Source organism: Tessaracoccus terricola (assembly GCF_054776555.1).
Map to the genome: position 1 here is coordinate 342,583 of NZ_BAAHBS010000005.1, position 19,774 is coordinate 362,356.

At 69.1% G+C, this 19,774-nt stretch carries 18 protein-coding genes and 4 tRNA genes; 10 read left to right on the top strand and 12 right to left on the bottom strand.

Going from position 1 to position 19,774, the window contains the following annotated elements; translation table 11 throughout:
- Window positions 1-405 carry a YciI family protein gene (locus tag ACYU7G_RS11395; protein ID WP_461107889.1) on the bottom strand — a complete coding sequence of 135 codons (405 nt, stop codon included), beginning with the start codon at window positions 403-405 and terminating at the stop codon, window positions 1-3.
- A gap of 192 nt (window positions 406-597) precedes the next feature.
- Between ACYU7G_RS11395 and ACYU7G_RS11400 the strand changes: the two genes are divergently transcribed.
- Window positions 598-1,095 carry a hypothetical protein gene (locus ACYU7G_RS11400; protein WP_461107891.1) on the top strand — a complete coding sequence of 166 codons (498 nt, stop codon included), beginning with the start codon at window positions 598-600 and terminating at the stop codon, window positions 1,093-1,095.
- 36 nt (window positions 1,096-1,131) lie between these two features.
- Here ACYU7G_RS11400 and ACYU7G_RS11405 read toward each other — a convergent pair whose 3' ends face one another.
- The 4 genes from ACYU7G_RS11405 to ACYU7G_RS11420 all read right to left on the bottom strand — a co-directional run bounded on the left by ACYU7G_RS11405 (window position 1,132) and on the right by ACYU7G_RS11420 (window position 8,060).
- Window positions 1,132-2,313 carry an AMP-binding protein gene (locus ACYU7G_RS11405; protein WP_461107893.1) on the bottom strand — a complete coding sequence of 394 codons (1,182 nt, stop codon included), beginning with the start codon at window positions 2,311-2,313 and terminating at the stop codon, window positions 1,132-1,134.
- Window positions 2,303-3,112, bottom strand: coding sequence for an SDR family NAD(P)-dependent oxidoreductase (locus ACYU7G_RS11410; protein ID WP_461107895.1), 810 nt, complete (start codon window positions 3,110-3,112; stop codon window positions 2,303-2,305). The genes ACYU7G_RS11405 and ACYU7G_RS11410 overlap by 11 nt, the downstream gene beginning before the upstream one ends.
- Before the next feature lie 69 nt (window positions 3,113-3,181).
- Window positions 3,182-5,713 carry a glycogen/starch/alpha-glucan phosphorylase gene (locus tag ACYU7G_RS11415; protein ID WP_461107897.1) on the bottom strand — a complete coding sequence of 844 codons (2,532 nt, stop codon included), beginning with the start codon at window positions 5,711-5,713 and terminating at the stop codon, window positions 3,182-3,184.
- Between the two features lie 133 nt (window positions 5,714-5,846).
- Window positions 5,847-8,060, bottom strand: a complete 2,214-nt coding sequence (locus ACYU7G_RS11420) for an NADP-dependent isocitrate dehydrogenase (RefSeq protein ID WP_461107899.1) — start codon at window positions 8,058-8,060, stop codon at window positions 5,847-5,849.
- 161 nt (window positions 8,061-8,221) lie between these two features.
- On the opposite strand from ACYU7G_RS11420, the gene ACYU7G_RS11425 reads away from it, so the two are divergent.
- Window positions 8,222-8,458, top strand: a complete 237-nt coding sequence (locus tag ACYU7G_RS11425) for a DUF3073 domain-containing protein (protein WP_461107901.1) — start codon at window positions 8,222-8,224, stop codon at window positions 8,456-8,458.
- 157 nt (window positions 8,459-8,615) lie between these two features.
- Window positions 8,616-9,425, top strand: a complete 810-nt coding sequence (locus ACYU7G_RS11430; RefSeq protein ID WP_461107903.1) for an alpha/beta hydrolase — start codon at window positions 8,616-8,618, stop codon at window positions 9,423-9,425.
- A 40-nt stretch (window positions 9,426-9,465) separates the two neighbouring features.
- Here ACYU7G_RS11430 and ACYU7G_RS11435 read toward each other — a convergent pair.
- From ACYU7G_RS11435 to ACYU7G_RS11455, 5 genes are all read right to left on the bottom strand, one after another.
- Window positions 9,466-9,542, bottom strand: a tRNA-Phe gene (locus ACYU7G_RS11435).
- Between the two features lie 29 nt (window positions 9,543-9,571).
- Window positions 9,572-9,645, bottom strand: a tRNA-Asp gene (locus ACYU7G_RS11440).
- 122 nt (window positions 9,646-9,767) lie between these two features.
- A tRNA-Glu gene (locus tag ACYU7G_RS11445) sits at window positions 9,768-9,843 on the bottom strand.
- A 110-nt stretch (window positions 9,844-9,953) separates the two neighbouring features.
- Entirely contained in the window at window positions 9,954-11,336 is a 1,383-nt protein-coding gene (locus ACYU7G_RS11450; RefSeq protein WP_461107905.1) for an SH3 domain-containing protein, read from the bottom strand.
- A gap of 350 nt (window positions 11,337-11,686) precedes the next feature.
- The gene (locus ACYU7G_RS11455) at window positions 11,687-12,328 is read right to left on the bottom strand and encodes a hypothetical protein (RefSeq protein WP_461107907.1); all 642 of its coding nucleotides are present in this window, start codon (window positions 12,326-12,328) and stop codon (window positions 11,687-11,689) included.
- Between the two features lie 49 nt (window positions 12,329-12,377).
- On the opposite strand from ACYU7G_RS11455, the gene ACYU7G_RS11460 reads away from it, so the two are divergent.
- From ACYU7G_RS11460 to ACYU7G_RS11485, 6 genes are all read left to right on the top strand, one after another.
- Window positions 12,378-12,453: transfer RNA gene (locus ACYU7G_RS11460), tRNA-Lys, on the top strand.
- 483 nt (window positions 12,454-12,936) lie between these two features.
- Window positions 12,937-13,878 (top strand): hypothetical protein, encoded by a 942-nt coding sequence (locus tag ACYU7G_RS11465; protein ID WP_461107909.1) that lies wholly within the window; start codon window positions 12,937-12,939, stop codon window positions 13,876-13,878.
- A 96-nt stretch (window positions 13,879-13,974) separates the two neighbouring features.
- Window positions 13,975-14,340 (top strand): bleomycin resistance protein, encoded by a 366-nt coding sequence (locus tag ACYU7G_RS11470; RefSeq protein WP_461107911.1) that lies wholly within the window; start codon window positions 13,975-13,977, stop codon window positions 14,338-14,340.
- Between the two features lie 46 nt (window positions 14,341-14,386).
- Window positions 14,387-14,941 (top strand): hypothetical protein, encoded by a 555-nt coding sequence (locus ACYU7G_RS11475; protein WP_461107913.1) that lies wholly within the window; start codon window positions 14,387-14,389, stop codon window positions 14,939-14,941.
- Window positions 14,938-15,495, top strand: coding sequence for a hypothetical protein (locus ACYU7G_RS11480; RefSeq protein WP_461107915.1), 558 nt, complete (start codon window positions 14,938-14,940; stop codon window positions 15,493-15,495). Before ACYU7G_RS11475 ends, ACYU7G_RS11480 begins: the two co-directional genes overlap by 4 nt.
- Window positions 15,492-16,013 carry a hypothetical protein gene (locus ACYU7G_RS11485; protein WP_461107916.1) on the top strand — a complete coding sequence of 174 codons (522 nt, stop codon included), beginning with the start codon at window positions 15,492-15,494 and terminating at the stop codon, window positions 16,011-16,013. Before ACYU7G_RS11480 ends, ACYU7G_RS11485 begins: the two co-directional genes overlap by 4 nt.
- Here the strand turns inward: ACYU7G_RS11485 and ACYU7G_RS11490 are convergent.
- Together ACYU7G_RS11490 and ACYU7G_RS11495 are read right to left on the bottom strand one after the other, a co-directional pair.
- Window positions 15,968-17,260 (bottom strand): hypothetical protein, encoded by a 1,293-nt coding sequence (locus tag ACYU7G_RS11490; protein WP_461107918.1) that lies wholly within the window; start codon window positions 17,258-17,260, stop codon window positions 15,968-15,970. The genes ACYU7G_RS11485 and ACYU7G_RS11490 overlap by 46 nt on opposite strands.
- Before the next feature lie 36 nt (window positions 17,261-17,296).
- On the bottom strand, window positions 17,297-18,760 hold the full coding sequence (locus ACYU7G_RS11495) for a patatin-like phospholipase family protein (RefSeq protein WP_461107920.1): 1,464 nt from the start codon (window positions 18,758-18,760) through the stop codon (window positions 17,297-17,299).
- Window positions 18,761-18,847: 87 nt separating this feature from the next.
- Here ACYU7G_RS11495 and ACYU7G_RS11500 point away from each other — a divergent pair, with 87 nt between their 5' ends.
- Window positions 18,848-19,768, top strand: a complete 921-nt coding sequence (locus tag ACYU7G_RS11500) for a cation diffusion facilitator family transporter (RefSeq protein ID WP_461107922.1) — start codon at window positions 18,848-18,850, stop codon at window positions 19,766-19,768.
- The last annotated feature ends 6 nt before the right edge of the window (window positions 19,769-19,774 follow it).

Sequence of the window (19,774 nt, forward strand, 5' to 3'; positions counted from 1 at the left end):
TCACTCCTGGATGGTGGGTGTTGCGCTCAGGAAGGGACGCAGCTCCAGCCACTCGTGGATCGGCTCACCGCCCGCTCCGGGTGCGGCCGAGAGCTCGCCGGCCAGTTCGAGCGCGCGCTCGTAGGAGTCGACGTCGATCACCATCCAGCCGGCGATGAGGTCCTTGGTCTCGGCGAAGGGGCCGTCGGTCACCGGCGGCCGACCCTCGCCGTCGGAGCGCACCCAGGTGCCCTCCTCCGCGAGCGCCTGCCCGTCCACGTACTCGCCCGTGGCCCGGTACTTCTCCGCGAAGTCGGACATGTAGGTCATGTGGGCCGAGACCTCGTCGGGCGTCCAGCGGTCCATGGGGACGTCGTTCACAGCGGCGGGTGCGCCGCGGTAGTGCTTCAGCATGAGGTACTTCATGGTGGTTCTCCTTCGGCTGGTGCGACCCATTCTGGTCGCTCTCACCACTGGGTCGCAGCCGGTGGGGCGTTCTCGACATCGCCCGTGGAACTGGATGAGAACGTCCTAATTCCCATGTCAGGATCCCGTCATCTCCGGGTAGTTGAGTGGGTACCAACAACAACACAGCAGTTCTCGAAAGGAACCGAAGCCATGAACAAGACCTGGAAGATCGCAGTCGGCGTCACCACCCTCTCCGCCCTCGGCCTGGGCCTCGCCGCCGCCAACGCGGTGGAGCCGACCGAGGCGCTCCAGCTCACCGAGCGCCGCTCCGTCGCCGCAGCCGCCGACGGCTGGGACGTCGCCACCAAGGTTCCCGCCGCCGCTGCCCCCAGCGTCGCCGCCTTCAATCGCACCACCCTCGACACCCCGCTGGCCCAGGTGGCCGGCGAGCTCAGCGCCCAGTCCGTGCAGACGGCGCAGTCCGTGGTCAGTGCCCAGTCCGTGGTCTCCGCCGAGACCATCCAGACCGCCCAGTCCGTGGTTTCTGCCCAGAGCCCCGCCTCCGTGCAGTCGGCGCAGAGCCCCGTGTCCGTCCAGTCCGCCCAAAGCCCGCAGTCGGTGCAGAGCCCGGTCTCGGCTCAGTCGGCGCAGAGCCCGCAGTCCGTCCAGTCCGCTCAGTCGGTCCAGTCGATGGACTCGGTCGACTGACCAGCCGAAGAACAGCTTGGCCCTGACCGGTGGCGGTCAGGGCCGCCCTGCTGTCGTGACCTCCACGGCCGCAGGGGTGGCGGCGTTCCCGAACTCCCTGCGGATGGCCTCCCTCAGCTGCCGGCCGTCGACGTGGCCCGCGGCTGTCACCACCGCCACGGGGCGGGTGCCGAAGCGTTCGTCGCCCCGGTCCTCGAGCCTGACGGCCGAGACCCCGGGCTGCGCCAGAAGCCACCGCCGAACTACCTCGGGGCTGGTGTTCTCCCCGGCGGAGACCCGGACCCCGTCGGCGCGGCCGGTCACGTGGACGCGCCCGTCCCGGATGAACCCGCGATCTGAATCGAAGAAGCCGGGGCCAAGCATGGGGGAGCGCACCAGTAGCCGCCCTTGGTCAGCCCTGATGCGGACGCCGGGCAGCGGCAGCCCGTCAAGGGTGAGCGTGCCGGTCTCGGTGGTGCCGTAGGCATCCACCACCCGCGCCCCGAAGGCCGCCGACAACCTCGCCGGTCCCGTGAGCCGGTCCGAACCGCTGAGCACCAATCCGAACCGGGGCACCGGTGCCGAATGGCGTGTGAGGGTGCCAGCCAGCTCTTCCAGCTGGAGCGGGACTCCCGTCAGGACGTCTACGAAGCCAAACCCCCGGAGCCGGTCGGCGGCTTGGCGTCCAGGGGCGACGAAGTGGCCGCCCAGCGCCATGGTCACCAGGAACGTGGTGAAGCCGTGGCCGTGGCTCACCGGTGCCAGGCTGACGACGACAGGCCGGCGGAACCGGGGGAGCATGCCGAGCAGCCCCACCACCTGACCCATCGCGCGGACGCCGCGACGTGACCGCACCACGCGGGCACCGCCAGTCGTACCTGAGGTGGTGAAGAACACCCCGGCCCCTCCGGAACGTGCCGCCCGGGCCTCCCGGAGTGCCCGCTCACCGGCGCGCGGTGGGACGACCACCACGGTGCGCCGGGCCAGCAGGCCGCCCAACGCGTCGATGACCACGGTGCGGGCCTCGTCCGAGCTGAGCACCACCGCCGGAGCGCTCCGTGAGCCGCTGCGCAACTCCCGGCGTCGCCGCCGGATGGCCCGCCACAGTTCGCGCCTGGTCAAGGTGCCGGCATCGTCGGTGAATGCGGGGTCCGAACCACGGGCGCGGACCTGTGACCGCAGCACCCGCCACAGTGCCACCCAAGTGGGCCGCCAGGGCCCCCGCACCTCAGCGGTCACGGTCGGCGAGCCTGAGCGAGAACGGTGCGGTCAGTCTCGCCGTCGTCCCCGGGGCGACGGCGTGCAGCACCTCGTAGGGACGCAGCCACCACGGACCCACCCGCCCCTGCCGCGTCACGACGGCGCGGGCAACCCATTCGGCGGCTGCTTCGGTGCTCATGGCGACCCTCGGTGCCCGGCCGCGGGTGGGTGTGGCCATCGGCGTCGCCACCAGCGGGAACGCCAGCACTGACGTCGCCACGCCGTCGCGGCGGAGTTCGGGTGCGATGCTGCGCGCCCAGGCGTCCCAGCCCGCCTTGGAAGCGACGTAGGGGGACCAGCCGGGGACGGACGTGCGGGCGTTCACGGTGGTGGTGGCGATGAAGTGCCCCCCGCCCTGGTCGCACATCGCGCCCAGCAGGGGGAGGGCGTGGCTGACGGGACCGGTGAAGTTCGCCGCGACGGAGCGCGTGACCGAGTCGGGCCGGTCCACCAGGGCGTGGAGGCCGCGGGCGATCGAGTGGCCCGCGTTGCTGAACAGCACCTCCGGGATCCCGTGCTCGGCCAGCACCTCCTCGGCGGCGGCCCTGCCCGCAGTGGTGTCGCGGAGGTCCAGCGCCTGCACCACCGCCCTGGATCCCTCCGACCGCACCCGCTCCGCGAGCGACTCGAGCAGCTCACGACGACGCGCCACCAGCACGAACTTCGCCCCCGAGGGCGCCATCGCCTCCACGAACGCACGGCCGATCCCCGACGAAGCGCCCGTCACCACGACGAGCCGTGCCCGGAGCCGTTCCCGGGCCTGCGCTAGCCAGTCCATGCCAGAAAGCGTAGTGGGATGCGAAAACCCCGCGGCAGGGGGAACCTGCCGCGGGGTTTCGGGAGTGGGTCAGACCACCGGCTTTGCGTGCCAGATGCGGTCCAGGTAGTCGCGCATCGAGCGGTCGGAGCTGAAGTAGCCGGTGCGGGCCACGTTGAGGATGGCGGAACGCGTCCATGCCTCCTGGTCCGCGTACTTGGCCTCGACGGCTTCCTGGGCCTGCAGGTAGCTGGCGAAGTCGGCGAAGGCCATGAAGCGGTCGTCGTCCACGAGGGCGGACAGGACGGGCCCGAAGGTTCCCCGGTCGCCGTTGGAGAAGGCGCCGGATCCGATCAGGTCGATCGTGGCCCGGAGGTCCTCGTTGGTCTCGTAGTACGAGCGCGCGCGGTAGCCCTGCTCCCGGAGCGCGGCGGCCTTCGGCTCGTCCATGCCGAACAGGAAGAAGTTGTCGTCGCCCACCAGGCCGCGGATCTCGACGTTGGCGCCGTCGTCCGTGCCGATGGTGAGTGCGCCGTTGAGGGCGAACTTCATGTTGCCGGTACCGGAAGCCTCCAGGCCGGCGAGCGAGATCTGCTCGGACAGGTCCGCGGCCGGGATCAGACGCTCTGCGAGCGTGACGTTGTAGTTCGCCGGGAATGCGACCTTCAGGCGTCCCTCGAGGCGGGCGTCCGCGTTCACGACGGCGGCCACGGAGTTGATCAGGTGGATGATCTCCTTGGCCAGGCGGTAGCCGGGGGCGGCCTTCGCGCCGAAGATGACGGTGCGGGGCGTGAGGTCCTCGACGGCGCGCTTGCCGGAGAGCACCTGCTCGTACAGGGACACCACGTGCAGGAGCTTCAGCGTCTGGCGCTTGTACTCGTGCAGGCGCTTGACCATCACGTCGAGCAGGTGGCCCTTGGGCAGGTCGATGCCGTCGCGCTTGCGGAGCACCTCGCGCAGGATGTCCTTGTTGGCCGCCTTCACGTCGCGGAACGCCTGACGGAAGCCCGCGTCGTCGGCCAGCGGCTCGAGGCGGTCGAACTGGTCCAGGTCCTTGATCCAACCGGCGCCGATCCGGCTGGTCACCAGCTCGGACAGCAGCGGGTTGGACTGGCGCACGAAGCGACGCGGGGTGACGCCGTTGGTCACGTTGGTGAACTTCTCGGGCCACAGGGCGGAGAAGTCGGGCAGCACCTTGTCCCGCAGTAGCTGGCTGTGGAGCGCGGCGACGCCGTTGACCTTGGAGCCGGCGACGGTGGCCAGGTGGGCCATCCGCACGGACTGGACGGGGTGCTCGGTGACGATGGACATGCGCAGGGCGCGGGCCTCGTCGCCGGGGAAGGTGGCGCGCACCTCGGCCATGAAGGACACGTTGATCAGGTTGATGATCTGCAGGTGGCGGGGCAGCAGTCGGCCGAGCAGCTCGGTGGGCCAGACCTCCAAGGCCTCCGGGAGGAGGGTGTGGCAGGTGTAGGCGAAGCAGGACTTCGTGACCTCCCACGCCTCGTCCCACTCGAAGCCCTTCTCGTCGATGAGGATGCGCATCAGCTCCGGAACGGCGATCACCGGGTGGGTGTCGTTGAGCTGGAAGACGATCCGCTCGCCGAGACGGTGCAGGTCGAAGCCGGGCTCCAACTCGTTGTCGATGAAGTCGCGCAGCGAACACGCGACGAAGAAGTACTGCTGCTGCAGGCGCAGCTCCTTGCCCTGCGGCGTGGAGTCCTCGGGGTAGAGCACCTTGGAGATGTTCTCGGCGAAGGTCTGCGCGCGGACGGCCTCTACGTAGTCGCCCTGGTTGAAGGTCTGCAGGTCGAACTGATTGTTCGCGCGAGCGCCCCACAGGCGCAGTGTGTTCACGCGGCGGGTGCCGTAGCCGGGCACCAGGTAGTTGTACGGGAGGCCCTGGACGCCCCACCCCGGCACCCAGCGGGTGCGCTCGCGGCCGTCGTCGTCGGTCCAGTTCTCGGTGTGGCCACCGAAGTTCACCTGGACGGCGTTCTCCGGGTGCACGAACTCCCACGGGGACTCGAGCGCGAGCCAGGTGTCGGCCTCCTCCACCTGGTGGCCGTCGACGAAGGTCTGGCGGAAGATGCCGTACTCGTAGCGGATGCCGTACCCGATGCAGGGGACGTCCATCGTCGCGAGGGAGTCGATGAAGCACGCGGCCAGGCGGCCGAGGCCACCGTTGCCGAGGCCCGGCTCCACCTCCTGCGCCCTGACCTCGGCCAGGTCGATGCCGTGCTGCGCCAGCGACTCCTCGACGATTTCGGTGAGGTCCGTGGCCAGCAGCGCGTTGTCCAGTTGGGGGCCCAGGAGGTACTCGGCGGAGAGGTAGCCGACGGTCTTCGGCTTCGCGGCGGCGTCCTTCTCCTTGGTCTCCAGCCACTCGTCCACCATGTAGTGGCGCACGGCGCTGGCCGTGGCCTGGAACTTGTCGTGGAGGCTGGAGTCCTTCAGGCTCACGCCCTGGCGGTTGTGGAGTTCGCGCATGAACTCGGTCGTGAAACCGGACACGCTCTGTCGCGGGTCATCCTTGATGACGGCGATGGGGTCATTGCCGTTGCGGGAGGTGCTTCGCTGCGTGGAGTGGGCCACGCAATCTGTGTTCAGGGACTCAGGCATGCGACCAGACTAGGACACTTCGGCCACGTTTTCGCCCCTGAGGGCAAGTTTTCAGAAAATTACTTGAGTCGTGGACCCTGCGAACAGCGACGGCGCCGCACCCGGGAGTGGGTGCGGCGCCGTCGTCGGCGGGTCAGTTGATGGAGTCGATGATCTCGTTGAGGGTCTTCGACGGACGCATCACGGCGCCCGCGAGGGCCGCCTCGGGGCGGTAGTAGCCGCCGATGTCGGCCGGGGACCCCTGTACGGCCAGCAGTTCGTCCACGATGGTGGTCTCCTGGTCCGTGAGGCGCTGGGCAACGTCCTTGAACGCCGCTGCCAGCTCGGCGTCGGCATCCTGTGCCGCCAGCTCCTGGGCCCAGTAGAGCGCCAGGTAGAAGTGCGAGCCGCGGTTGTCGATGCCGCCGAGGCGACGTGTGGGGGACTTGTCGTTGTCGAGGAACTGGCCGGTGGCGCGGTCCAGCGTGTCCGCGAGCACCTGCGCCTTGGCGTTGTCCTCGGAACCCGCGAGGTGCTCGAACGACGCGGCCAGCGCCAGGAACTCGCCGAGGGAGTCCCAACGCAGGTAGTTCTCGGCGACGAGCTGCTGCACGTGCTTCGGTGCGGAGCCGCCGGCGCCGGTCTCGAACAGGCCGCCCCCGTTCATCAGCGGTACCACGGACAGCATCTTGGCCGAGGTGCCGAGCTCGAGGATCGGGAACAGGTCCGTGAGGTAGTCACGCAGCACGTTGCCGGTCACCGAGATCGTGTTCTCGCCGCGGCGGATGCGCTCGATGCTGAAGCGGGTGGCGTCCACCGGGTTCATGATCGAGATCTCAAGGCCCTCGGTGTCGTGGTCCGCGAGGTAGGTCTTGACCTTGCTCATGACGTTGCGATCGTGGGCGCGGGTCTCGTCGAGCCAGAACACCGCCGGCCAGCCGGTGGCGCGGGCGCGCGTGACGGCCAGCTTCACCCAGTCGGCCACGGGGGCGTCCTTGGTCTGGCAGGCGCGCCAGATGTCGCCCTCGTGCACCTCGTGGCTGATGAGCACCTCTCCGGCGGAGTTCAGCACCTGGACCTTGCCCGGGGCGGACATCTCGAAGGTCTTGTCGTGGCTGCCGTACTCCTCGGCCTTCTGCGCCATCAGGCCCACGTTGGGCACCGAGCCCATGGTGGTGGGGTCGTAGGCGCCGTTGGCCTTGCAGTCCTCGATCACGGCCTGGTAGACGCCGGCGTAGGAGGAGTCGGGGATGACTGCGAGGGTGTCGTCCTCCTCGCCGTCGGGGCCCCACATGTGGCCCGAGGTGCGGATCATCGCGGGCATCGAGGCGTCGACGATGACGTCGGACGGGACGTGCAGGTTGGTGATGCCCTTGTCCGAGTTGACCATCGCCAGGCGGGGACCGTTCTCGAGCGCGGTCTCGATCGCGGCACGGATCTTCGCGCCGTTCGGCAGGGCGTCGACCCCGGCGAGCAGGGCGCCCAGACCGTCGTTGGGGGAGAGGCCGGCGGCGGCGATCTCGTCGCCGTAGGACTCGAAGACGGAGGCGAAGAACGCGCGGATCACGTGGCCGAAGATGATGGGGTCCGAGACCTTCATCATGGTGGCCTTCAGGTGTACGGAGAACAGCACGTCGGCGCGCTTGGCCCGCACGATCTGCTCGCGCAGGAAGTTGGTCAGGACGGCGCCGTGCATGACGGTGCCGTCGACGATCTCGCCGGCCTCCACCTTGAGGTCGTCCTTCAGCACGGTCACGGTGCCGTCGACGGCCTCGTGCACGATCTGGAGGGTGTCCGCGGCGGGCAGGATGACCGACTTCTCGTTGTGGCGGAAGTCGGCGTGATCCATGGTGGCCACCTCGGTACGGGAGGTGGTCTCCCACTTGCCCATGCGGTGCGGGTTCTTGCGGGCGTAGTTCTTCACCGACTCGGGGGCGCGGCGGTCCGAGTTGCCCTCGCGCAGCACCGGGTTCACGGCCGAGCCGAGCACCTTGCCGTAACGGTCGCGGACCTCGCGCTCCTCGTCGGTGCTGGGGTCCTCGGGGAAGTTCGGCACGGCGATGCCCTGGCCCTGCAGCTCCGCGATGGCCGCCTTCAGCTGCGGGATGGAGGCAGAGACGTTTGGCAGCTTGATGATGTTGGCATCGGGGGTCTTGGCCAGCCGGCCGAGCTCGGCGAGCGCGTCGGACTCCTGCTGGTCCGCGGGCAGCCTGTCGGCGAACTGCGCGACGATGCGCGAGGCCAGCGAGATGTCGCGGGTTTCGACGTCGACCCCGGCCTGGCTCGCGTATGCCTCGATGATCGGCAGGAACGAGTACGTCGCCAGCAACGGCGCCTCGTCGGTCAGCGTGTAGATGATCTTGCCCATGTGCTCTCCAATGATCTCGGTGCGTCGACCGACAGCTTAGCGACCACGCGGTTGGGCGTGTTCTTTGGTTTGTCCGCGACCTCCGGTAGCCTATGGCCCACGAGTTATTGACAGATTCCGCGGCAAGGCCGCGAGGGACAAAGCGAGGGGGTCGACCCGATATGGGGCGCGGCCGTGCAAAGGCGAAGCAGACCAAGGTGGCCCGCGATCTGAAGTATCGCCCTGTGGACACCGATTTTGCGTCACTGGAGCGTGAGCTCAGAGGTGAGAGCTACACCGAGACGGAGGAGATCCCCGACGCGTACGCGGATCTCGCCGAGGAGTACGGACACGGTGGAACCTACCTCGACGATGCTGACGACGCTGTAGAGGACGAGGACGACGACTCCCGAGGCTGAGCGTCCGCCCAGCCTCGTGTGGGCTCCGGACCAGGAGCTGGAATCCTTCGAGGTCCTCACACTCGAGCTCCCAGACCTACCGACATTCAACGGTGAGGAACCGGGATCTCTGGTTGCCACAATCATCCGGCGCAACCCGCCGGCAACTCGTCGTGCCGTGCTGTACGTCCATGGCTGGAGTGACTACTTCTTCCAGCGGCACATGGCCGACGAGTTCGCCGACGCGGGCTACGACTTCTATGCCGTGGACCTGCACCGCTACGGGCGCTCGCTGCGTCCCGGCCAGTTGGCCGGTTTCACCACCGACCTGGCGCAGTACCACGACGAACTGAACCGGACGGCCGACGTGATCGCCCAGGAGGGCCACGACGAGCTGGTGGTCGTCGGCCACTCCACCGGCGGCCTGGTGGCGGCCCTGTGGCTGCGGGCGCACCCGGAGCGGGCGAAGGCGCTGGTGCTGAACTCCCCGTGGCTGGAGCTGCAGGGCTATCCGGCGCTCCGGCCCGCGATCGCGCCCATGCTGAACGCCGTCGGCCAGTTGAACCCGCTGGCGGCCCTGCGGGTCTCCGAGGTCGGCTTCTACCGACGTTCCATCCACGCCTCCCAGGAGGGGGAGTGGGACTACAACGAGAACTACAAGGGCCACAAGGCCTTCCGGGTGCGGGTGGGCTGGCTGGCGGCCATCATGACCGGCCACGCCAAGGTGGCTGCCGGGCTCGGGATCCAGGTCCCCATCTTCATGGCCATCTCCGAACGCACGGTGATCCCTGCCAAGTGGACCGAGGAGCTCACCAAGGCCGACATCGTCCTCGACGTGGAGAGCCTCGCCTCGCGTGCCCCCATGCTGGGCCGGCACGTGACCCTCGTGCGCATCCAGGACGGCCTGCACGACCTCGTGCTGTCTCCCGAGGCCGTCCGTGCGGAGTTCTTCACCGAGCTCCGCCGCTGGCTCGCCACCTACGGCTGATCCGTACAAACAAAAACCCCGCTCGGTGAGCGGGGTGTTCTGGTGGCCAGGGCCGGGATCGAACCGGCGACCTTTCACTTTTCAGGCGAACGCTGCTACCAGCTGAGCTACCTGGCCAGGTGGCTTTGCGCTGATGCGCTTACCAGCGACCCCGACGGGACTCGAACCCGCGACCTCCGCCGTGACAGGGCGGCGCGCTAACCAACTGCGCTACGGGGCCAATTTCTTGACCTTGCTGGCTGAGCCAGCCCGGTAACTATAGCGTGGTGTTTCCCCGGAAGGGAAATCGGGCTCCGACGCTAGTCAGTTACCAGTTCAAACCCCTCCCAGACGGGAAGGACTTGGCATCCCCAACGGGATTCGAACCCGTGCTGCCGCCGTGAAAGGGCGGAGTCCTAGGCCGCTAGACGATGGGGACCGGACTGCACAAGGATAGAGGGCTTCGGCCCGGGGTTGCAAACGCCGGACCCCACCCCCGCGAACAGCTTCGGGCGGGAGTGGGGTCCGGGTTTCCTTCGGCCCGGGGGATCAGCCGTAGGTGTTGATGTGAACGTGGTCCTTGTGGTTGGCGGTGTCGCCGCCACGGTTGGCCATCGCGCGCCAACCCTCCTTGTTGCGGGCCACGCTCCAGATCTTCTGGTCGAAGATGATGTAGTTGATGTTGAACTCCGAGGCGTGCTTCTGGAAGTAGTAGGCGATCTCCCAGCCCAAGGCCTTGTTGTTCTTGTAGTTGGGGATCATGACGTCCACGGCGCGGCCGGCCGGGTGGTCCGGGGTCACGTCGCGACGCCAGCCGTACTGGGTCTTGATCTGGGGGTAGTTGTCCCAGACGTGCCAGGCGATGCGCTGGACGTTGGCGTTGGTCTTGTCCAGGCCGCTGGAGTAGCCCTTGTTGATGTCGCCCCGGTCGGAGCCGCCACCGCTCGGCGGGGGAGCGGGTTCGGACGGCTTGGACGCGGACAGGTACTTGGCCGTCACCCAGCGGATCGCACCGTTGTGGACGATCTGGGCGCGGCCGCTGGTGACGGTGCCGGTGACTGCGACGGCGGAGCCGCGCGGGATCTCGCCGGTGTAGGCGGTGCCCGTGGCTGCGTGCCAGATGTTCAGGTTCGCGGTGGCGTACTGCGTGGTGGTGTCCGGGACGCCGGGCGCGGTGGGGACCGTCTCCGTCAAGCGGGTCAGGTAGGAGTTGTTCACCCAGCGCACGTTGCTCTGCCACACCACCTGCGCCATGTTGTTCTGCACGGTTCCCGTGAGTTCCAGGATGGTGCCGCGCGGGACGTCGCCCAGTGACTTGAAGTCACGCCCCGAGGTGGTGCGGATCATCAGTGCCGCAGTGGCGCGGGCCTTCTGCTTGATGGCCGGCAGTGACTGCGTCGGGGCGCCCTCGGAGCTCGACAGGTAGCTGGTGGAGGCCCACAGGGTGGTGGAGTTGTACTGGACCTGCGAGTAGGAGCCGCTGATCTTTCCGGTGAGGGTGAGCTTGGCGCCCTGGGTGGCCACCACCGAGACCGGGTCGTTGATCGTCGGTCCGACGCGCAGGTTCAGGTTCGCCGTCGTGTATGCGGTGCCCTGGGCCGCGGAGGCGGCGGGGGAGGGTGCGGCGTTCTTGGCGACGGAGCCGCTGGTCAGGTAGGCGGTTGCGATGTAGGCGGTCTTGCCGTTCCAGGAGACCTCGGTCCAGCCGTTCTTGCTGCTGCCCGCGGAGACCCGCTCACCCTTGTACAGGATGCCCACCCGGGCGTTGGTCACGGACGGCCCCGAGCGCACGTTCACGGCCGTGGTGGCGGTGAGCTGCGTGCCGGCGGCCTCGGCGCTCAGGCTGAGTGCCACGTTGGCCGTTCCCTGGACGAGGGCGGCCATGGTGCCCGCGATGGCGATACCCCTCAAGCCCTTGAGTACCCGGTTCACAGTGGATCCCTTCGGATGGATGTCACAGAACTGGGTGGAACACGCCGCTTCCTCGAAGTCGGGTGACCTCCGGCGGGTTCCTTGCCCAGTGGGTCGGAGACTAGGGATCGCTCCGAGGCCTCGACAAGCGCTACTTGAGAGTTTGCTGAGCGAACCGCAAGCCGCCACGCCGATTGCACCACCGAAACCACAACAGTGTGATTCAAGTGTTCGAATCACCCGCCAAATGGGTGGCTACGGGTTATGCGCGACGAGGTGGCTCGGCTGTTTGATTCTGGCCGATGCTGAGAGTCGCCTGAGAGTGGCGCTGGTGATCAGTTTCGCCCAACCTCTCAAGTGGCACTTGAGGTTCAGGCTTTGGAGGTCTCCACCCAGGTGTTGCCCGAGTCGCTGGTCCAGGTGTCTGCCCTGCCAAGAGCCGATTCGGGGGTGTAGCCGGCCTTGAGGTCCTGGGTGGCGAGGACCTCGCCGCCCACCACCGCCGCGAGCTCGTAGAGGTCCTTCCCGGGCGCCTTCGCTGCCACCACGGCGGTCTGCAGGGCCCGGCGGTTGGCGCGCAGGGTGCTGAGCACGTCCGGGTGGATGTCCGTGGCCACCACCGCGAGCGGCGCCTGCTCGGTGGCGCTCGCCAGCAGCGCGAGCAGTTCCCGCACGGCGCTGATCTCGCCGTCGACCATCAGGATGCGCACGTCGCGCCACTCGGCCTGTTCGCCGGCCGTCGCGAAGTCCGGCAGGGCGTGCCCGAAGGCGAGCCGCGTGCCCGGGTGATCCTTCGCGGCCCTGGCGTCTGCTCCGGGCCGGGGGAGCCGTTCGACATCGCTCTCGGTGACGTAGGCGGGCAGGTGCGCGTCGACCTCGGGCGTGCCGCGCTCGGGGGGTGCCTCGCCGTCCCCCTCCAGCCGGCGGCGGCGGTGGGTGTCGTACAGGACGGCCGCCACGAGCAGGGGGATGCCGATGCCCAGCGCGATGATCAGTCCGAGGTAGTCAGCCACGCAACCAGCCTCCCACGCAGCGGGTGCGCGAAGGCACTAGACTGTGCGGGCGCCTATAGCTCAGTTGGTAGAGCAGGGGCCTTTTAAGCCTCGGGTCGCGGGTTCGAGCCCCGCTGGGCGCACCAAGGTGCTCGCATCGGTTTCCCGGTCCGCCTTCGCTTGCGGACCTTCTTCAGGAGTGCTTCCAACTCGGCCGGGTGTTCCACCTTCGGGACCGGGACCACCCTGCGCGTTCCCGCCGTCGGGTGCACCTCGTACTGGAAGCCGAGGGGACTGTCCCACAACACCACCATGGGTTTCGGTTGCTCCACCCGCCAGTGGCCGGCCGTCTTGGCCCTGTGCGCCCGTCTGCTCAGCGGGGCTAGGTTGCCGAGCCGGGTCTGGGCCGGTTGGCCGCAGCGGAACGCGACGGTGTGGTCCAGGTCCAGCCCGTGCGTCAGCCGGGTGGAGTAGGGGAACGGTTCGTACGGTGCCGCCAGCTCGGCCGCTCGGCGCATCGACGTGCTGGGCACGTAGCGGTCCTCGGCGGGCAGGTTGTCCAGGTCGATCACCGGCAGCACCTTGACGTCCACCCCCGCGAGCGCCTCCGCCAGCGTGGCGGTGGTGATGTGACCCGCCTTCTCCACCCGGGCGGCACCCTCCAGGTTCCCGAGCGCGTCCACGTGCAGGTGTACCGCGATGCCCAGCTGCGGACGCAGCTTGTGCAGGGGAGTGGCGATGGTGCCGCACAGGTGGCCGAGGCAGCCGTGCGGGTCATGGCGCTGGGCGCCGTCGTCGGTGGGCACCCCGGGCGCCTCGGGCAGCGACGGCTGCGCTGCCTGTTGCAGCAGGGCGAGGGCGTAACCGGGGTTGGCGAGGACGCCGAGGGCCCTGGCGCGCAGCACCTCCTTCGTGCTCCCGGGCTGTTCGGCCCCAAGGATCTCTGCGATGCGCTCCACCGCCGCGTCGAGGTAGCGGGCGTCGAGGGTCTCGAGCCGGCCGGTCAGGTTCATGGTGCCCTCGTGCAGGCCCCACACGTGCACCCCCAGCTGGGTGCGGGTGCGGCGCTCCCGGGCGGCGGTGATCTCCGGGGCGGCGTTGGCGATCTCCTTCTGCAGCCGGTTCATGGCCGCGGTCCAGCCGTGCCGGTGCTGGGTCTTCATCCAGGCGTCCGTGACCTTCTCGGCCACCTCCTGCGGAAGGTGCTGGCACTTGCGGGCCGCGGCGCAGGCACGGTCCGCGCCCACCTCCAGCTTCCGCATCCGCGCGTACAGGTTGGGATGGCGGTGCTTGAGGTTCACTGCGTCGGCGATCTTCCCGCCCGCGGTGGCCGGGGTGCAGCGCAACAGGCCTGCCACGTCCAGGCACAGGAACTCAGACACGCTCGGGGCGCCGTCACCCATCGGGATCTGCTTCTCCACCAGGGCCTCCACGACGTCGTCGTCATTGAGGCTGTAACTGGAGGCCAGCTCTGCCAGCAGCATCACCTTGCGTGCGGCCACGAGCTCGGACAACTGGTCCATCTCGAGGAACTCCTTGGCGAGCGTGCCGGCAATGTCTTCCATGAGTGAATTCCATCGGAGAAAGGCTTGGATTTGAACAGTTGTACGAATAATTTTTCTTCCCCTGTCCGGTTCGAGCAGACCTCCCACGAGTACGTTCGGACCATGACCGACCGTGCGATTCCCAACCTGCCCTCGCGTGACTTCGACGCCACCTCGGCCTTCTACCTGGCCTTCGGGTTCCGGGAGTCCTACCGGAGCGTCGCCTGGCTGATCCTGCGCCGGGGGGACCTGCAGCTCGAGTTCTTCCTGTTCCCGGGAGTGGACCCGGCCACGAGTTCTGCCATGTGCACTGTGCGCGTGGCCGACGTGGACTCCCTCTACCGGGAGATCAGGGACTCCGGCGTGCCTGAGGGCAGCACCGGGTTCCCGCGGCTGCACCCGGTTCGGATGCAGGACTGGGGCATGCGGGCCGGGTACCTGGTGGACATCGACGGCACGCAACTCGCCCTCGTGGAGGACCCGGGCTGAGCCTGGCGGGTGCGGCTTGGACGCGGCAACCCCTACGATGCCATCCATGGCGAGGATCAACCCGACGGTGCGCACGTGGCTGGTCACGTTCGCCGTCGTCGCGGTCGTGCTCGGGGGCCTGGCGCTCGCGGGCGGGTTCGCGCCCAGGGATCCTGCACCGCTGCGGGTAGATGCGGGCCGGGAGGTGTCCCTCAGCCGCTGGGACATCACCGTGGAGCACTGTGAGGTGGAGCCCGACGACGAGGCCGACGGCGGCGACGTCCGAATCCACGTCGCGGCCACCAACCGCTGGGACGCCACGCTCGACAACCTCAGCACCGCGGTCGGCGTGGACCTGCCCACGGGGGAGTTGTTCGGGTTCCAGCACGAGTCCTTCGGCACCAGGACTGACAGCGGCGGAGGCTTCGACCCGGGCTTCCCGGCCACTGCCCACCTGCGCATCACCACGGAGCAGCCGCTGTGGGAGCCGTCCGAGACCGTCCGGGTGAGCCTGTACGACGAGGCCTCCTCCGACGGCTACATCTCGAACGACCGCTGGTACCCGGCGAGCATGGTGGCAGTCGTGGACCTGGAGTGCACCTTCCTGGAGGTGGAGGAGTGAGGACGCTCGGCCGCATCGCCGCCTTCGCCGCCTGCCTCGTGGCCGTCGGCCTGATCGGGATGGTCACGCGCGACGGCGGCTTCGTGACCCGCTGGTACAGCGGCGACGTCGACCAGACCATCACCAGCCCCGACTTCGACGTGCGTGTCCTAGGGGTGGAACTGGCGCACGAGGTCAGCGAGGGCGAGGAGGGCCGCGGCACCGACGGCGTCTGGGTGGTGGTGGAGTGGCAGGCCGACTTCCACCGCCAGTCCTCGAGCTTCAACGCCGTGAACTTGGTGCTGCGCGACGGCACCACCTTCGAGCAGCGCGACGAGTATGCCTCCCGGTGGGGAGTCCCACGCACCGACCCCGGCTTCAGCAGTACCGGCACGTCGGTGTTCCAGGTACCCCCCGACGACCTGGCGGGCGCGGTCATGACGATCGAGCGCTCGCAGGGATTCATCTTCACCCACGGCGCCGGGGTCCGGGTGGAGGGCCTCCTCGACGAGGACCTCGAGGTCCGTGACAGGGTGACGCTGCGCGCCCCGCAGACGGAGGTGACGGGGCGGTGAGGCGCTGGATCATGGCCGGCGTCGCGCTCGCGCTGGCGCTGGGGACCGCCATCGGGATAGGCCTGGTGCGCTCGGACAGGCAGCAGCCCATCATCACCCACTGGGCTGGGCCCGGCGAGGTGGTGGCCGTGCGCGGCATGGAGTTCGAGTTCGTCAGCCTCGAGGCGGTGGACTACGAGCCGCAGGGCAGCAGCGACCCGGTCCCGGCAGGTGCCGTTGCGCTGGTGGCCGAGTTCAGGCAGCGCCTCCTGGAGGTGCCCGAGGAGCGCTTCGACCTGTCCTGCGACATCAGGCTCGAGAACGGACCGGACAGTTGGGCCCGCAACTTCGACGTCGGCTATGACCTCGAGTTGAGCCCCGAGTGCCACCCCGCCGAGGACGAACGGGTGACGCCCGGGAGTGAGCGGACCGTCTCCCTGGCCTGGGTGGTCCCGGAGACCGCCGTCGACGGTGCGCGCGTCGCGGTCCGGTTCTACGCGGGTGAGCCGGAGGGGATCGGCTTCGACCCTGCGGGCTGAGGCTCCTTGAGGGTGACCTGCAGCACCCTGTCGAAGGTGGTGGCGTACAGGCACGCCAGCAGCGGCCAGGCCAGCAGTTCCGCCACGAGCTCCGTCAGGTAGGCGTAGCGCAGCGTGATGGCCGTCGAGTTGGGGCCGACGAGCCACAGGATCGAGTCGTCCAGCCAGGTGCTGAGCCCCCTGCCCGTCGCCGCCAGCACCAGGTAGGCGCCCAGCAGCGGCAGCCCCGCCCTGATCACCAGCCGGAACGCCTCCACCACCGGCAGCAGCGGCTCCAGCTGGCCGGCTGCGACGCGTCCGGCGACGGCCAGCGGCGTGCGTTCCCGCCGCTCACCCAGGCGGCGCGCCCGGTCCGAGGCGGAGTCCAGCACGCCCAGCAGGCGGCCGCCCGCCACGCCGCTGGTGAAGTCGTGCCAACCCACGGTGAGCGCGGTGAGCGCGAGCCACAGCAGGGGCAGCAGCACCGCTCCCAGCAGGCCGGGCAGCAGCCCGTGCCAGATGAACAGCCCCAGCCGGTCCACCGCCTCCGGCAACGTGATGCCGGCGGGTAGGTGGAACTCCGGCAGCAGCACCACGAAGCCGTCCCAGGCGTCGGTGCCCCACTGCCACACCTGCCGACCCTTCAACCAGACCGTGACGTTGTTCCAGATGGTGTCCAGCCCCAGGAAGGCCGTGAGGATCGCCACGCCGCGCAGGAACGTGAGCAGCACGCTCACCAGGACGCCCTTGCGGTCCCGCGCGAGGAACGCGATCCCCGCCTGCAGCGCCCAGGCCACCACCGTGACGACGAGGTAGAGGCGCCAGTCGGCGAACGAGATGGAGAAGTTGGCGGCGTCGATGCCCCACCACGTCAGGTTGGCGCTGAAGGCCCGTTGCACCTGGTCCTCGGTCAGGCCCCACACCGCGTACAGCGCGAGGAACGGGACCACAGCCTCGATCATCACGTCGCGCCACCGGCGCTGCCGGATGGGTGGGGCGCCCTTGGTCCGGGTGACCTCGTCGAACGCCTTCGGGTGGCGGGTGACGGTGAACAGCATGGCGATGATGCAGACCACCCAGAACACCATGCCGAAGGCGAAGCAGGCCAGGGCCGCCAGCCGGTTGGGCCCCAGCAGCACTCCGACGTGGAACGACAGCTCCCGGACCGACCAGCCCAGCGCCAACCAAGTCAGCAGGGCGGGCAGGTGGCGGCGCCACAGCCCGAAGGTGCCCCGCGCCAGGTGGGCGAGTTCGTCGAGCGTCTGCATGGCCGACAGCGTATAGCGCCACGGGGCCTCAGCGGGTCACCCGCCCAGCCACGTCTTCTCGAACGTCGGCTCCTCGAGGTGGTGCTCGAAGTTGCGCCACCACTCCGCTGCGCCGGGTGGGAGGGCCTCGGCGGGGCTGGCGTCGACGAGGCGCCGGAGCTCGCCCTTGGTGCCGGCGAGGCGGGCGCCGATGCTGGCGGTGTCCGCGCCGTCGGCGATCTGCTGCTCCAGTTGCAGGGCACGGATCCGCAGCACCGTGATGCGGGCGGTGCGGGCCTCCTGGGCGGCGCCCAGCTCCAGCACCTCCTCCGCGGCGCGCATCCAGCCGTAGTCCATGTTGATCCGGATCAGGCCGGGGTGGACCGTCATCGCCTCGTGCACGTCGACCTCCGGGTCGATCACGATGGCGCCGGCGGAGTGGGCGTAGGCGAGTTCGTCGCGGGTGGCCTCGTCGATGAGGATCTCCATGGAGCGGGTCACCACGCTGAACAGGTCCGCCTCGGCCATCGACTGGCGCGCGGAGACGCCCATCGACTGCGAGCTGATGACGTAGGTGCGCTCGGCGCGGAAGTGACCGATGGCGAGCTCTGCCGGCAGGTTCTCGCGGGCGCCGCCGTCGACGTAGGTCTCGTGGCCGAGCGGCACGGGGCGGAACACGGCCGGGATGGAGCAGGACGCCAGCACGCCCGTCGCGAGGTTGTGGGGGGAGTCGTCGATGAGCCGGTCCGTGCGGTCGACGATGCGGCCGTCCTCGCGCATGTAGTGCAGTTCGCCGGACTCCAGGGACACCATCGCGATCCGCATGGTGTTGCCCGAGGCGGCCACCCGCTCACCGTCAAAGACCTCCTTGTCCAGCAGCCGGGCCAGCATGGGGCCGGGCCGGTACATCGAGCGCGTCTGTTCGAGCCCCAGCCGGATGGTGGCCAGGTCCGTCCCGATCTTCGGGAGGTGCCCGAGATGGCCCATGATCGCGCCCAGGTCCGCGAGTGACCACTCCGCGTGCAACTCCTCGTCGGGCATGAGCGCCAGTTCCAGCGGATCGGGCGGCGACGGCGGGCTCGCGGGGCTGGCCGCGGCCTGTCCCTGCCGGCGCAGGAACGGCAGCCTAGCGCTGAACTTCGGCGGCGTCGCGGGCTGCTCGGGCGGGTCCACGATCTGCAGCCACAACGGCATCTCCTGCCGCGCGCGGGCCATCCACGGCCGGGGCAGGAACATGTCCTCCGACGTGGTCATGTCCAGCCAGATCTGGCGCAGCAGCCCGGCGTAGGTGCGCTGCTCCTCCGCGGTGGCGCCCTGGGCCAGGGCGGAGGCGAGGATCGCCCCGGCGGAGGTGCCGACGAAGATGGTGGGGGCGAACTTGGGGTCATGCTCGTAGAGCCACGCCAGCGCCCCCAACTGGAAACTGGCCCTCGAGCCGCCGCCCGAGAGCACGCAGGCCACCGTCTCGGCGCGGGGCGTGAAACCGAACAGCGGAAGTCCCAACCAACCTCGTCTTGGCATGCGGGGGAGTCTACTGGCGATGCCCGTCCCCACGTGGTTCGAGACGCCGGATCGCGCCCGACTTGCCGGACAGGGCACGATGGACCCGTGAGCAGCGACACCCCGACCAACGTCCGCCCCGACCTGACCCGCTACGGCTGGCTGGCCGTGGCAACGGCAGTCGTCACCATCGCGCTCAAGGCCGGGGCCTACTACGTCACGGGCTCCGCCGGCCTGCTCGCGGACGCGGCGGAGTCCATCGTGAACCTGGTCGCGGCCGTGGCGGCGCTGATCGCGCTGAAGGTGGCTGCCAAGCCGGCCGACAAGAACCACCACTTCGGCCACACCAAGGCCGAGTACTTCTCGGCAGCGGTCGAGGGTGTCATGATCTTCGTCGCCGCCGGCTCCATCATCGTGTTCGCGATCTTCCGCCTGTTCAACCCGCAGCCGCTCGAGCAACTCGGGATCGGCGTGGCCATCTCGCTGGTGGCGACCGTCGCCAACGGCATCGTCGGCGTGGTCCTGATGCGGGCCGGCCGCAAGCACAACTCCATCACGCTGCGCGCCGACGGCAAGCACCTCATGACCGACGTCTACACCTCCGTGGGGGTGGCCATCGGCATCGTGGCGGTGCTGCTGACCGGCTGGACCATCCTGGACCCGTTGCTGGCCATCGCCGTCGGCATCAACATCCTGTGGGCGGGCTATGGACTCGTGAAGGAGTCCACCGAGGGATTGATGGACATCTCACTGCCCAAGGAGGACAACGCCCGGCTGCGGGAGATCCTCGACGCGCACACCTCGGAGACCATGTGCTTCCACGCCGTGCGCACCCGCGAGTCCGGCACCCGCCGGTTCATGGAGATGCACATGCTGGTGCCGGGTGCCTGGACGGTGCAGCAGGGCCACGACGCCATGGAGGACCTCGTCGTCGAGATCCGGGAGGAGTTCCCGGACCTGTGGGTCACCGGACACCTCGAGCCCATCGAGGACCCCCGCAGCTACGAGGACATGGAGTACGACTACTGAGTGCTG

What these genes read in the sequence shown, in the direction of transcription:
- ACYU7G_RS11490 (WP_461107918.1), bottom strand. Translation starts at nt 17,260, where the DNA reads ATGCAGACGCTCGACGAACTCGCCCACCTGGCGCGGGGCACCTTCGGG.
- ACYU7G_RS11495 (WP_461107920.1), bottom strand. Translation starts at nt 18,760, where the DNA reads ATGCCAAGACGAGGTTGGTTGGGACTTCCGCTGTTCGGTTTCACGCCC.
- ACYU7G_RS11475 (WP_461107913.1), top strand. Translation starts at nt 14,387, where the DNA reads ATGGCGAGGATCAACCCGACGGTGCGCACGTGGCTGGTCACGTTCGCC.
- ACYU7G_RS11400 (WP_461107891.1), top strand. Translation starts at nt 598, where the DNA reads ATGAACAAGACCTGGAAGATCGCAGTCGGCGTCACCACCCTCTCCGCC.
- ACYU7G_RS11470 (WP_461107911.1), top strand. Translation starts at nt 13,975, where the DNA reads ATGACCGACCGTGCGATTCCCAACCTGCCCTCGCGTGACTTCGACGCC.
- ACYU7G_RS11425 (WP_461107901.1), top strand. Translation starts at nt 8,222, where the DNA reads ATGGGGCGCGGCCGTGCAAAGGCGAAGCAGACCAAGGTGGCCCGCGAT.
- ACYU7G_RS11420 (WP_461107899.1), bottom strand. Translation starts at nt 8,060, where the DNA reads ATGGGCAAGATCATCTACACGCTGACCGACGAGGCGCCGTTGCTGGCG.
- ACYU7G_RS11395 (WP_461107889.1), bottom strand. Translation starts at nt 405, where the DNA reads ATGAAGTACCTCATGCTGAAGCACTACCGCGGCGCACCCGCCGCTGTG.
- ACYU7G_RS11410 (WP_461107895.1), bottom strand. Translation starts at nt 3,112, where the DNA reads ATGGACTGGCTAGCGCAGGCCCGGGAACGGCTCCGGGCACGGCTCGTC.
- ACYU7G_RS11415 (WP_461107897.1), bottom strand. Translation starts at nt 5,713, where the DNA reads ATGCCTGAGTCCCTGAACACAGATTGCGTGGCCCACTCCACGCAGCGA.